The 13040-nt window shown below is 64.3% G+C and carries 12 protein-coding genes; 7 read left to right on the forward strand and 5 right to left on the reverse strand.

The window, feature by feature from the left end; translation table 11 throughout:
• The first annotated feature begins 297 nt into the window (after nt 1-297).
• Nucleotides 298-1488, forward strand: a complete 1191-nt coding sequence (locus AOQ71_RS34495; protein WP_057756868.1) for an acyltransferase family protein — start codon at nt 298-300, stop codon at nt 1486-1488.
• 272 nt (nt 1489-1760) lie between these two features.
• Here the strand turns inward: AOQ71_RS34495 and AOQ71_RS45640 are convergent, their stop codons facing one another.
• Nucleotides 1761-2039: a hypothetical protein gene (locus AOQ71_RS45640; RefSeq protein WP_057756871.1), complete on the reverse strand. Its 279-nt coding sequence runs from the start codon at nt 2037-2039 to the stop codon at nt 1761-1763.
• Nucleotides 2040-2065: 26 nt separating this feature from the next.
• Here AOQ71_RS45640 and AOQ71_RS34505 point away from each other — a divergent pair, with 26 nt between their 5' ends.
• On the forward strand, nt 2066-2947 hold the full coding sequence (locus AOQ71_RS34505; RefSeq protein ID WP_057756874.1) for an aldose 1-epimerase family protein: 882 nt from the start codon (nt 2066-2068) through the stop codon (nt 2945-2947).
• Nucleotides 2948-2983: 36 nt separating this feature from the next.
• On the opposite strand, the gene AOQ71_RS34510 is transcribed toward AOQ71_RS34505, so the two are convergent.
• On the reverse strand, nt 2984-3943 hold the full coding sequence (locus AOQ71_RS34510; RefSeq protein ID WP_245317324.1) for a LysR substrate-binding domain-containing protein: 960 nt from the start codon (nt 3941-3943) through the stop codon (nt 2984-2986).
• Between the two features lie 73 nt (nt 3944-4016).
• Here AOQ71_RS34510 and AOQ71_RS34515 point away from each other — a divergent pair, with 73 nt between their 5' ends.
• Together AOQ71_RS34515 and AOQ71_RS34520 are read left to right on the forward strand one after the other, a co-directional pair.
• The gene (locus AOQ71_RS34515) at nt 4017-5477 is read left to right on the forward strand and encodes an MFS transporter (RefSeq protein ID WP_205668292.1); all 1461 of its coding nucleotides are present in this window, start codon (nt 4017-4019) and stop codon (nt 5475-5477) included.
• A gap of 193 nt (nt 5478-5670) precedes the next feature.
• The gene (locus AOQ71_RS34520) at nt 5671-6486 is read left to right on the forward strand and encodes a response regulator transcription factor (RefSeq protein WP_057756878.1); all 816 of its coding nucleotides are present in this window, start codon (nt 5671-5673) and stop codon (nt 6484-6486) included.
• 291 nt (nt 6487-6777) lie between these two features.
• Here AOQ71_RS34520 and AOQ71_RS34525 read toward each other — a convergent pair whose 3' ends face one another.
• Nucleotides 6778-7563, reverse strand: coding sequence for a transglycosylase SLT domain-containing protein (locus AOQ71_RS34525; protein ID WP_245317325.1), 786 nt, complete (start codon nt 7561-7563; stop codon nt 6778-6780).
• Nucleotides 7564-7791: 228 nt separating this feature from the next.
• On the opposite strand from AOQ71_RS34525, the gene AOQ71_RS34530 reads away from it, so the two are divergent.
• Both AOQ71_RS34530 and AOQ71_RS34535 read left to right on the forward strand, forming a co-directional pair.
• Nucleotides 7792-8031, forward strand: a complete 240-nt coding sequence (locus tag AOQ71_RS34530) for a hypothetical protein (protein WP_057756882.1) — start codon at nt 7792-7794, stop codon at nt 8029-8031.
• 83 nt (nt 8032-8114) lie between these two features.
• On the forward strand, nt 8115-9428 hold the full coding sequence (locus AOQ71_RS34535) for a DUF6895 family protein (protein ID WP_057756885.1): 1314 nt from the start codon (nt 8115-8117) through the stop codon (nt 9426-9428).
• On the opposite strand, the gene AOQ71_RS34540 is transcribed toward AOQ71_RS34535, so the two are convergent.
• On the reverse strand, nt 9414-10556 hold the full coding sequence (locus AOQ71_RS34540) for an alpha/beta hydrolase family protein (protein WP_057756887.1): 1143 nt from the start codon (nt 10554-10556) through the stop codon (nt 9414-9416). The genes AOQ71_RS34535 and AOQ71_RS34540 overlap by 15 nt on opposite strands.
• 100 nt (nt 10557-10656) lie before the next feature.
• Nucleotides 10657-11028, reverse strand: a complete 372-nt coding sequence (locus AOQ71_RS34545) for a c-type cytochrome (RefSeq protein WP_057756890.1) — start codon at nt 11026-11028, stop codon at nt 10657-10659.
• Nucleotides 11029-11334: 306 nt separating this feature from the next.
• Between AOQ71_RS34545 and pgm the strand changes: the two genes are divergently transcribed.
• The gene (gene pgm, locus AOQ71_RS34550) at nt 11335-12981 is read left to right on the forward strand and encodes a phosphoglucomutase (alpha-D-glucose-1,6-bisphosphate-dependent) (protein WP_057756892.1); all 1647 of its coding nucleotides are present in this window, start codon (nt 11335-11337) and stop codon (nt 12979-12981) included.
• The last annotated feature ends 59 nt before the right edge of the window (nt 12982-13040 follow it).

The following is a 13040-nucleotide window of genomic DNA, read 5'->3' on the forward strand; positions in this document are numbered from 1 at the left end:
CTGTTACCGTCTATATCCCGTAGTTGACTAGATGCCGTAATTGACGATTTGAAGGCACGTCGTTCGCCGTGTCCGGGGAGGGCTGCGCTCGCGTAAGGATCGCTTCCAACGAATCGTGAGGTGTTCGCGATGCGAGATATCCGCTGCATCCCTAGCGATGCGGTGACTTGCCTATTTGCTGGTCAATGCACCTTCGGTTTGGCATCGCGCTGTCGTGAGTGTGACGGCCGTCAATTGACAGCTCGCTCAACGTAGCGAACATCGCAAACAGGAAATCACCATACCGAGATCGCCGCCTTGTCGTTACAATCTCCAGGTTCCGCCATCAAAGCCGATAGTCGCGCGGAGAAGATCGGCGCGGTCAACGGTTTTCGCGGACTCGCCATCTTGATGGTGATCCTCTTTCACTTGCTTGTTCCGTTTACATCCAGCGCGTCGCCGTTTCCCGGCGAACTTGATCCGAATGGTCTCCTGGCCATTGTCGCCAAGCACGGCTTCCTGGGTGTAAATATCTTTTTTGTGCTCTCCGGATTCGTTCTGTACCTGCCCTATCGCACAAAGAAGCGAGCCATCGGTCGGCTCGCCGACCTCCCGCATTTCTATTGGCATCGCGCAGCCCGGTTGCTTCCACTTTACTATACGGTAGTCCTCGTGACGGTTGCGCTCCATGCCAAGTCGCCCGCTGGATCGCACGCGTGGTACCTGGAACTCGGCGGACTGTTATCTACGCTTTTCATTTTTGTGCCGCACGGGTTTATGCCCCCCTCCAATCCCGTATTATGGTCCGTAGGCGTTGAGATCTGGTTCAGCCTTTTGTTTCCGCTTCTGATTCTTCTCACCGCGCGCTTTGGCCTCCGAAGGCTGTTGCTGTTGAGCGTCGTCATCTGCTCAGCTTTCGTGGTGGCTGGTCACCTTATCGCGGTGGATCGGATTGGGATGTTTCGGCCGTTTGTGGGCGGAATATTTGGGTCGTGTTACCAGTTCATTTTCGGAATGTTGGTCTGCGATCTCTACGTCAAGTCCAGGGACAGTGTATCACTTAAGAGATTTCAGGCGCGCGGGCTGCTGCCCGGACTGCTGGTGATGATTGCCGCCATATACCTCAAGGATAACGGCCCCTGGGCGGTGAGCATTCTCTACGCCACGATCTTTTGCGCCGGGTTTGCCATGGTGCTGCTGGCGGTGTTGTGCGGGGCATGGTCCGCAAATCGCCTGTTCGAGGCGTGGCCAATTCAAGTCGTCGGATGCATGTGCTACAGTATTTATGCGTGGCATTCGATCATCATGGTTGAAATGATCCCGCCCGATACGTCTCCGTTGCAAGACACGCTTCAACTTTCATTGCCCTATCTTGCAATAACGATCCTGCTAAGTGCCCTGAGCTACCGCTATATCGAATTTGGCCATCAGCGCGATTGGAGGTCGTTGTTCCTGTTGCGCAACGCCAATTCCGACGAACTCGCCGGCGCGCGGGCTACCTCGGGCTAGCCTCCCACAACTCCAGCGCCATCCGCAATGGCGTGATCTGCAGGTTCGCCCACCAGGCGCGATCATTGCCGTACCGGTGCAGCTGTTGATGATGCTCGCGGCACAGTGGCACCGTGAACTCGTCGCTGAGACCTTGCGTCCGAGGCTAGTTGGTTGCGCGAATCTCAGATGATGAGCGTTGCATGGGGTTTGCTGGCAAGCCAGACATGGTTGCTGTGGGACAAACAACAAATGGGCCTTGCTGCGCTTGCGGGGAGGCTCTTTGGGATAAGTCAGCAAAATCTCTTGTCCGCAAGGCTGCAGCGCCGGGTTGGTCCCTGCGGCGGCAGCCGTGAGCAACTCCGCGTGCAGCGCGCGCCTTGCTGCGACAGTTCCTGATCGTTCAGCTTTGTCAGATCGAGGGCATATTGCTGATGGCTGCCATTGAAGACTTCGCACTCTCGTGCGATCTTCGTTGCCAAATTTCTCGAACCTCGGCCTTCAGATTTTTTCTGTCTTTCGGCGGACGCATAAGGCAGACGTTGCACCTCGGCCGCGTCGCCTTGCTGCATGCGAGTCCGCGGTGTAGAGGTTGGCGATGACCGACGACACCCACTCCTTTCGCAGCGGATCGCTCACCGCGACCGTCAAGGCGTACGGCGCCGAGCTCTGCTCGCTGAAGGGCGGCGACATCGAGTTCCTTTGGCAGGCCGAACCGGCCTGGCCGCGCCACGCGCCGTTGCTGTTTCCGATCGTCGGGCGTCTCGCCAATGATGAATTGCGGCACCTGGGCAAGACGTACCGGATGACCCAGCACGGCTTTGCGCGCGACAGCCGATTTGCATGGGGGGCACGCGAAGAGAACAGGTGCACGCTGGTGCTAGAGGACAGCGAGGCGACGCGTGAGCGCTATCCGTTCGCGTTCCGGCTGACCGCGACCTATGCGCTCGATGATGCCGGTCTCGATCTCATCCTCGCGGTCGAGAACACCGGAGGCGAGACGCTGCCGGTGTCGCTCGGCGGCCATCCCGCTTTCAACTGGCCGCTTCAGGCTGGCGTGCCGAAGGAAGACTATACGCTGACATTCACGCATGAGGAGCCGTCGCCGATCTGCCGTGTCGAGGGCGGGCTCCTGCTCGCGGCTGCGGATCCCAGCCCGGTCCAAGGCACTGTGCTCCCGCTGTCGGAGGCCCTGTTCAGCAACGACGCAGTGATCCTCAATCCCGTGAGCAGCGCCGCGGTGCGCTATGCGGACGGGCAGGGCACCGGGCCCTGGCTCAAAATGTCCTGGCGCGGCTTTCGCGAGCTCGGCATCTGGTCGAAACCGTCGGGTGCGCCGTTCCTTTGCATCGAGCCCTGGCGCGGCCATGCCAGCCCCAAAGACTTCGACGGCGAGTTCACCGACAAGCCAGGGCTGATGCATATTGCGCCCGGTGCGGAGGAGCAGCTCTCGTTCCGGATCGATGTGGGCACGTCCTAGCCGCTCACGCCTCGATCCGCGTGAGGTCCTCGCGCTCTATCGGACGCATTCGTTGGCCGCGTCCAAAAGCCATGCCACGAATGCCTTCACCCGAGCATCGCTTGCCAAGACCGCAGGCCAGCGCACGAGGTGCACCTTCGACGACGGCATGTCCCAGGTCTCCGGCAGCACGCGCACAAGGCGGCCGTCGATAAGCGCGTCGTGCGCGAGGAGGGAGCGCGTGAGCACGACGCCGCTACCTTGAAGTGCGGCACCGATCGCTGTTGCCATGTTGGCGTAACGTAGTCCGACCGGCGCCGGCGCGTGGAGGCCAAGTCGCGCGAACCACGTCGACCAGGACCACTCGGTTCCCGCGTTCGCACCTGCGCCGGCCCCTTTATGGATAAGCGGCAGCGCGGCGATGCGCGTCGGGTCGTCGAGCGGCGCGGACGGCAATAGCCCCGCGTGGCAAACGGGGAAGATCTGCTCGCGGAACAACACGCGCTGCGTCGAGGTCTCGCGTGCCTCGCCCTCGAGCAGCCAATGGATCGTGATGTCGAGATCGAGGTGGATCGCTTGCGCCGTGCTTTCGACGATGATGAGTTCGATCGGCGTCGACGGAGCCTTGAACGTCGGCAGACGTGCGACGAGCCAATAGTCCGCCAGCGCGGCGCTGACACCGACGCGCAACGGGCCATTGTTGGCCGCAGCGCGGCATCGCGCGCGTAGCTCTCCGAGGCCGGCGAGAAGTTCCCCGAGGCCGGATGCAAGCGCTTCACCCGCGGGGGTCGGCCGCATGCCGGCCGAACTCCGCGTCAGCAGCGGCAAGCCCATGAAGTCTTCCAGCCGGCGCAACCGGTGGCTCACTGCGCTCTGGGTAATGCCGAGGTCGCTTGCTGCAGCGGTGACGCTGCCGAGACGGTGTACGGCTTCGAAGGCAATCAGGGTATCGAATGGAGGTCGGGCGGTCATGCCGGCAATATGAAGCAGATTCATGCCGAGTTGAACACTCGGCATACGCCGGGAGCGCAAACCGATGATAACTAAAGCGCGATGCGATCAGGATGCATCGTCATCGCGCTTTAGGTTGTTGTTTGAGCATGATCTTTCCGGAAAACCGCTGCGCACTTTTCCGGATCGTGCTCTGCGAGCATCGCAGCGCTTCTGCGCGTCGCTCTCCCGGTTCGATAGAGGATTTGTGAAGACCGCACCCTCCCTATGCGCTCGTGATCTTTCCGTTGCCCTGACACTCGGCCTCGGTGCGTTCTTCACGAATCTCGACGTTACCGCCGTCGTCGTCGCGCTGCCTGCGATGGCGCGCACACTCAGCTTCGGCGTGGCCGGAACGGCGTGGGTGATCGATGCGTATTCGCTCGCTTTCACGGGCATGTTGCTCGCGGCTGGGGCGATCGCCGATCGCTTCGGCCGCCGCCGCGCTTTGCTGTCCGGCAATCTGATCTTCCTTGTCGCTTCCCTCGCCTGCGGCCTTGCCTGGGACGGTCCGGCGTTGTGGCTCGCCCGTGGCCTGCAAGGCATTGGCGCAGCGTTCGTCGTCACAGGCGCCCTGGCGCTCGTCGCCAGCGCGTTCCCGGATGCCGCCGTCAGAGCACGTGTGTTCGCCTTGATGGGCGTCGTCTCCGGTGTCGGGATGGCCGTTGGGCCGACGCTCGGTGGCGTTATCACGGCTTGGATCGGATGGCGCTGGATCTTCTTGATCAACGTCCCGTTCTGCGTGGCTCTGGCCATTGCGGTGCCGCAGTTCGTCGCCGAGAGACAGGCCGAGGAGAAGCGCCCGCTCGATATTGTCGGCATTGCCCTGTTGACGACGGCGCTCGCGATGCTGATTGACGCGACGATGCGCGTACGTGCCGACATGATCGGTGCCGTGTGCCTCGGCGGCGCGGCGCTTCTGCTGTTGGCGAGCTTTGCCCTTCAACAGCGTCGGCGCGCCGTGCCGCTCCTCGACCCGGCCGTGTTCGGGACGCGCGCGATGACCGGCGTCGGCCTGCTGCTGATTGCCGTCTCCGTCAGCTACTGGGCCATCCTTGTTTATCTGCCGCCAGCGATGCAGAGCGCATTCGGCTGGCACGCCAATCGTACGGGCCTCGCGCTGATCGCTGCAACCGCACCGATGCTGGTCGTGCCGCCAATTGGCGGCCGCCTCGTGATGCGCATCGGATGGCGCCGGCACTTCGCGCTTTCTCTCGCGATGCTCGCGGTCGGCAATCTCCTTTTGCTTGCATCCCTTTGGCGCGCAGACACGGCCGAGACCCTCGGCTTTATGCTCGCGGGCATGGCAGCGATCGGCAGCGGCGCGGCGATCGCCCACCCGCAACTTTCGGGTGCCCTGCTTGCGCTCGCCCCGCCGGACCGTTCCGGCATGGCCTCTGCCATGACGATCGTGGCGCGGCAAGGTGGCTTTGCTCTTGGGATCGCTGCGCTGGCCGTCGTTGGTGGCGGGCAAGCCTTGGCAGCCATTTTTGCGACCGCGGCCGCAACAGCAGTCCTGGGCGTCCTTGCAGCGATTTTCCTGCTTCCCGCCGATCGGTGAGCGTGGGTCTGGCTTGACCCGCGAGCGTCGGCGAGGCAAGCCGCATTGAATTATGGGCGTTGGCGAGCATCGATGCGCTGAATGAGAAATGTGGGGCAATTCATATTAATACTTCAATCCCGTGACCTATATTGTTCGGGCGACACAACGCGCCTAGTATTGCGGCAGGCAATTTCGGGGGCTCGAACAAGGCGTGAATGTTCGTTCACAGGACAGCGCATCACGCGGCCATTTGAATCTTCAGGCCCAGTCGCAGGCACACAGGACATCCAACATCGTGGCTGATTCCGCACTTCAGGAATTGCGGCCGGTCGGGCGCGAGCGGCTGATCGTCGTCGAAGACGATCCCGTGACGCGAACGATGCTGGTCGGCTATTTCAGCGAGAATAATTTCGACGTGGTCGGCGCCGGCACCTGCGCCGAATGCCGCCAGGCGCTGCGCGCGCGCACCGACCTGGTCTTCCTCGACGTCCAATTGCCCGACGGCGATGGCTTCGAGCTCGCCAAGGAGATCCAGGCGACCAGCAATGCCGGCATCATCTTCGTGACCCGCCGCGACACCGACGTCGATCGCATCCTTGGCCTCGAGATCGCCGGCGATCATTATGTCACCAAGCCGATCAATCTGCGCGATCTCTTGGCGCGGGCGCGCAGCGTGTTGCGGCGGCGCTCGATCGACCGCAAGGCGGCGCGCAACCACAATTCGATCGCCTTCGGCGACTGGATCATCGACCTGACGCGGCGCGAGCTGCTGGGCAGCGACGGCAAGCCGGTGGTGCTGACGCGTGCCGAGTTCGACCTGCTCGCGGCCCTCGTCGGCGCGGACGGACGGCCGCTCAGCCGCGACTATCTGATCGAGGTCGTCAGCAATCGCCAGGCCGAGGTCGACATCCGCACCGTCGATGCCCTGGTGGCGCGGCTGCGCCGCAAGCTCGTCGGCAGCGACACGCCCGTCATCGCCACCGTCACCGGCGTCGGTTACAAGCTCGCGCTCAGCGAGCGCCTCTAGGCGCGAGTGCCCGAGGGGCCGTCGCGCCGGCCGGGGGCCTGGCCGGCACCGACTGCTTCAGCCGCTGAACCCGACCAAAAACCGGATGGCGATGAAGGTCGAGGTGGCCACGGCCGCCGTTGCGACAATCGCAAACAAAACTCTCAAACCGTTGTGCATGGTCTCTATAGGGTTACGCAAAAACACTATTGGCTTAATTGCTGCAGCTATCCCGAAAAGGGGAGCCTCCGCAGTATTCCATCGACCATGACGGTGTCGTCAAGGGCTGGTCCGGGTCGTGACGAACGATCGTTAACGCGAGGCCGTCCGCTTCCACCTGGCCTCGATGCGGGCCTTGATGCGGCTGATCCTGGCCTCATGCGCGGCCCAATAGGCGCGGCTTGCGGCGGCCGTGCCCCTGGTGTAGCGGGCATAGACGTCCTTGGGCTGGGCCGGCCTGGGGCGCGTCTGCGGCCTTTCAGCTCTTGCTGATGTCGTTGCCGGTGCCGGCGCCGTCGCGGGTTCAGGCGGGGATGCCGAGGGTGGGACGGCCGCATCAGGGGTGACTGCCGCCGTCGACTTCATCGCGAGCAGCCGGTTGCGGGTGCGATTGCAATAGACCTGCGAGCGCGGGCTGATCTCTTCCTCGTCGCGGCTGGCCCGATATTTCATCAGCGTGCGGCAGAGGTCGCCGCCGGTGAGGCGCCAGGCGCGGCTGAGATGAAGCACGCCGTAGTGGATGTTGATATCGGGTTCAGTGAGCTCCGCAGCGTTTCCCCTGAACCCAAGCGCCGCCGCGGTCTCGAGCCGCAGCTGCATCAGGCCGAGCTCGCCGGCGCTGCCGACGACGGCCGGATTGTAGCCGCTCTCGACGAAGACGACGGCCTCCGCAATGTCGGCGGGCAGATTGGTCCTCGCCGTCTCATGCTCGATGATCTTTCGGATCTCGGCCCGCGACGTCGCGGTTTCGCCTGCGCCGAGGTCGGCATCCTGAGTGGGGATCGCCGCGGTCGCGCCGAAATCATCCGTGGCGCGCTCCCTGGCGGCATCCTGGGCCTGCACGCAGGTCGCCGCCGACAAAAGCGCCGCGACCACCATGCCTCGCCACATCGCGCTGGAATTCGATCGTAACCGGCTCCGCAACATGCGGTACGTCGTACATCTTCCGAGTTAACAACCGATGTGCCGCAGGTGGGTTGTGCTCAACAATTCTTGAAATGTAAGGTCGTTCACACGCCTCGCTCCGCGATCGGATCATCGTGCACGTCGTCGGTGCTGGCCGCATCCCGCGTCCGGATCGATCCACCGGTGAGCCAAGGAGGCAACATGAGCAACGCAGCAAACAGGGAAGAGATCGTCCGCAAGTTCCTGGGGTCGAAGGTGTTCGACTTCAATGCTTTCGGAAAATTCGTTGCCGAGAATGGCGCGAGCATTGCGAGTGCCAGCGAAAGCGAGTTCGGCTTCGTGGTCGGCAATCGCTTCATCCGTTACTGCATCCCGCCGGTGGTGGAAGTGGAACAGGGGATCAATCCGGCCGCTATCCGCAATGAGGTCACCGGCCGCTGACCCGGCCCCGAGGTGCGCTTCCGGGGCGGCCACGATCTCGCTTTGGTCCATCAGCTCCCGCATTCCCTTCTCGTGAGGCGCCTATGCCAAATCTGCAGGATCGGACTGCCGCGCCGGGTTGCAACCGCATTGCGGCCGGCGCCGCGAACCCCGCGGAAGTTGCCCAGGATCTGCGGCGACGCCTGCAGCTCGCCGTGCGCATCGCCGAGCGGACGCTCCAGTTTCTCGGCAAGGACGGGTTCGACGGTGCGGAGGTCCCGGACGGAAATTTCGCCGCGGAAAAACCGCTCGCCGAAACCGCGATGCTGCTCTATGTAGCCGCGCGCTACGCGCCCGATGCCGGCACGGCGGCGCCGCTGCGAGATCTCGTGCCCTATGCGCGCTCGGAGCAGATGCGCTGGGACGTCGTACGCTATCCGTCGGTCTGCCTCCAGCTCGCGACGCCGCACATCCTGCTGAGTGCACTCGGCCATGTCGATCAGGACTTCGACGAACTGCTGGCGCGAAGCTGGTCCGCGTCGGCGCGAGCCGGGCACGAAGTGGTGCCGTACCGCGAGCTCGAAGTGCTCTGGTTGCATGCGCTGTGGCGCCGCGAGCGGCCGGGCCCCGTGTGTGAAGAGATCGCGCGCAAGACCGCGCTCGGAAATCCGATCGATCTATTGAACGGCACGCGCGATGACGCCTATGCGCACACGCATGCCCCGATGTATGCCACCAATTTCGGGGCGTGGCAGGTGACGTTGCCGCGGCCGAGCGGCGAGTTTCTCGACGAGGCTGGGTCCGTGCTCGCCCGCGCGCTGGTCGTCGAGGACTATGACCTTGCGGGCGAAGCGCTGATGGCGTGGCCGCTCTTGTCGTCGCACTGGAGTCCGGCCGCTGCGTTCGGCTTTCGCGTTCTCGCCTCGCTGGAGGACAAGGTTGGATTTCTTCCCGCAGGACGCTCGGCGTCGGGCCGGATCCGGCGGTTGAACGGACACGACAAGACCAGATGCGCGCTCGCGACCTCCTATCACACGGCTTACGTGATGGGCATGTTGTGCGCGGTGTCGCTCAAGGACGGTATGGCGTCGCCCTTCGACATCGCAGGTGCCGCATATCAGATGGATCTCATCGAGATGTTGTATGCCGCGATACCCCGGACAGGCGCGCATTGGGAGAACGCTTTCCAGTCGCTGGATGCGCGCGAGCAGATGGCGCTCGCGCCGTTTCTGCTCGATGTTGCGCTGATACGGTCGAGCCGCAGCGGTGACGCCGCACGGATGGTGCATCTGCTGCAGACCGCCATCACGCACGGCATGGCTCACACCGCGCTGTGCAGCCAATCGGCCGAATATCTCTCGCGCCTGGGCGCGATGGTGGATGGCCGGCACACGGTCTCGCGCCTATCGCGAGCGTGAGACCTGGTCCGTCGCCGTCCCCTGCACGCTGCCGGAGGCGAGCTGGTCGTCGACGGCATAGAGTGTGCAGGTCGGCGACCATTTCATGCAGGCCGCGAGCGAATCGCGTTGCGCCCCGTCCACGGTGCTGCGCCCCGAACGCCAGCCGTAGCCGCCGTTCGGCGACACCGCGAAGGCCTTGTGCGGCACGGTGCTGTCGAGATAGCGCGCGAACTCGGCTTTCGCCGCGTCGTTGAAATGAGCAGGCGGCGGCAGCGGATCGGGCAGGCTCAGCACGTCGTGGCCAAGCCCGCGCTCGCGCAGGAAGGCGTCGATGTACGGCGTCCATTGCGGGCGGGCCACCACGGAATAGAGATAATGGCCGTCATCGCCGTAGGGCGGCGCCGCGACGAATTTGGCGTCGCCGCCGCCGGCGCGAAATCCGTCATAGAACCGGCGCGCGAGATCGGGTCCGAAGTACAGGTCGTTGGTTGCGTAGACCCACAGCATCGGCACGCGCGAGGTCTTGCCGAAGGTCGCGAAGGCCTGCACCAGCCCCTCCGGATTGCAGACGTCGTCATCGTCGCGTGAGCCGCGGCCGCCGGCGAAGCTGATCGCGGCAACGAGGCCGCTTGGCGCCTGCGCGGTCAGCGCGACGGTGGCGAGTCCCCCGGCGGAATGGCCGGCCGCGATCATGCCCGTGGTGGTGACGTCGGTCCTGCGGCTCATCGCATCGATTGCCGCGCGCAAATCCGCGACCGCGACCGCGGCCGCCGGCAGATAGGCGGCCTTGGCGCAGCCGCCGACGCCGTCGACCCGTCCGCCGGGCGAAGTACCGTAGCCGCGCCGCATCACGATCAGCGCGGCAAAACCGCGCCGGGCATATTCCAGCGCGATGCCATAATATTTGTGCGCCGACATCGTTGCGCGGTCTTCGAAGCTGCGCGGCGAGCCGTGGCTGAGCAGCGCCAGCGGATAGCGCTTGGTGCCCGCGGGGCGGACCAGGAACGCCTCCAGCCCCTGCGGTCCGGCCTCCGCCATCGGGATGCGCAGGTCCTCGCTGTAGAACTGGCCGGCGTCGGCGCGAGCCCCAACCCCCGCGATGGCGAGCAGGACGAGCACGGGCAGATGCCGGCGCGCAAAGCCCATGGGGCGATGATTCTCCGTGGCCGTTGCGGATCATAACAGAACCCGCATAACCCGGCGAACCGGCCTCGTTCCGGATCGCTCTAGCGTCCGTCCCGATCGATCACTTCAGCGTCTGGAGATAGGCGATGACATTGGCCCGATCTGCGGGATTCGCCAGCCCCTTGAAGAACATCTTGACGCCGTGGACGTCGCCGCGGGGATCGGCGAGATAGGCGTCCAGCGCTGTTGGCGTCCAGGCCTCCTTGTTGGCCTTCATGGCATCAGAATAGGCGAAGTCCGGGACGGCGCCAGGCTTGCGGCCGACGACATTCCAGAGGCTCGGGCCGACCTTGTTCACCCCGATCACTGCCGCGTGGCAGTTCTCGCAGGTTTGCTGGAAGACGGCCTTCCCCGCCGCCGGATCGCTCTCCGCGGCGCAGGCCGACGACGCGGCGCTGGCCAGCATGAGCGTGAAAAACAGACGTCCAATCATGGTGATCGCCCCACTCGCGGGATCTGCCGGTATATCCCGCAGGTCCCCGCCTTCGTTCATCAAACGGGGAGCATCGTGCGCCGCGCCGGGCAACGGCGTCCTTGTCCTGCATCAACCGATACCCGGCACCAAAGTACGAGATCGCCATGTGCCATTTCCGATGGATCGCTCGGTGCAGGATCGGCGTTGTCGATTGATCGTTGACCGGGGCATGGCATCTGACCGGCCCGCGAGACGGCTTGGCGCGCTCCCGGCCGATGCTATGGTGGGCCGCAATCCCTTCAAGGACAGGACGAGGATATCCCAGTGGCAGATGTTCATCCCGCGGCGGGCAAGCTGGTTTCGCCGGACGCGCTCGCCAACATTCCGCGGCTCGTGACCGCCTATTTCGCCGGCAAGCCCGATGCGGCCGACCCGGCGCAGCGGGTGGCGTTCGGCACGTCGGGCCATCGCGGCACCTCGCTCAAGAACACCTTCAATGAAGGCCATATCCTCAGCACCACGCAGGCCATCTGTGACTACAGGAAAGAGAAGGGGCTGACCGGTCCGCTCTTCATCGGCATCGACACCCATGCGCTGGCCGAGCCGGCGCTGGCCAGCGCCGTCGAGGTGTTCGCGGCCAACGGCGTCGAGTTGATGATCGACAAGGACCATGGCTACACGCCGACGCCCGTCATCTCGCATGCGATCCTGACCTACAACAAGGGCCGCAGTCACGGCCTTGCCGACGGTGTCGTCGTCACGCCCTCGCACAATCCGCCTGAAGACGGCGGCTACAAATACAATCCGCCGCATGGCGGCCCGGCCGACACCGACGCGACCTCCGTCATCGAAAAGCGCGCCAACGCCTATCTTGCGGATGGGCTCAAGGGCATCAAGCGCATCGACTATGCCAGGGCGCTGAAATCGTCGACCGTGCACGGCTATGACTACATCACGCCTTACGTTGCCGATCTCGGCAGTGTCGTCGATCTCGAGCTGGTCAAATCCGCCGGCGTCAATATCGGCATCGATCCGCTCGGCGGCGCCGCGGTGCACTACTGGGATCCGATCATCGCGCGCTACGGCCTGAAAGCGAGCGTGGTGAACGAGGCGATCGACCCGACCTTCCGCTTCATGACGGTGGACTGGGACGGCAAGATCCGCATGGACTGCTCCTCGCCTTACGCGATGGCGAGCCTGATCGCGATGCGCGACCGCTTCGACGTCGCCTTTGCCAACGACACCGACGCCGACCGCCACGGCATCGTGACGCGCACCGGCGGCCTGATGAATCCGAACCATTATCTGGCGACCGCGATCTCCTATTTGTTCGCGCACCGCCCGAACTGGGGCAAGGATGCCGCGATCGGCAAGACCGTGGTGTCGAGCTCGATCATCGACCGCGTCGCCAGGAAGCTCGGCCGCAAGCTGGTGGAGACGCCGGTCGGCTTCAAATGGTTCGTCGATGGTCTGCTCACCGGCGGCTTCGGCTTCGGCGGCGAGGAGAGTGCAGGGGCCTCGTTCCTGCGCTGCGACGGCACGGTGTGGACCACCGACAAGGACGGCATCATCCTCGGCCTGCTCGCCGCCGAGATCATGGCCAGGACCGGCCGCGATCCGAGCCAGTTGTTCGGCGATCTCACCGCCGAGTTCGGCGTGCCCCACTACGCCCGCATCGACGTCGCCGCCACCGGGCCGCAGAAGACCATTTTGAAATCCGTCACGCCGGAGCAGCTTGGCCTGAAAGATCTCGCCGGCGATCCGGTTCGCGCCACGCTGAGCAAGGCGCCCGGCAACGGCCAGCCGTTCGGCGGCATCAAGGTCGAGACCGACTACGGCTGGTTCGCGGCGCGGCCGTCGGGCACCGAGGATGTGTACAAGATCTACGCCGAAAGTTTCCGCAGCACCGAGCACCTGAAGCGGATTCAGGAAGAGGCCCAGGCCGGGCTCGCAAAGGTGTTCGGGGCGTAAGGCGCGCTTCACGAGGGGTCGTCATGCCCGGGCTTGTCCCGGGCATCCACGTTCTTGGT

The sequence above is a fragment of the Bradyrhizobium manausense genome (genome assembly GCF_001440035.1).
GTDB classification, from domain to species: domain Bacteria; phylum Pseudomonadota; class Alphaproteobacteria; order Rhizobiales; family Xanthobacteraceae; genus Bradyrhizobium; species Bradyrhizobium manausense.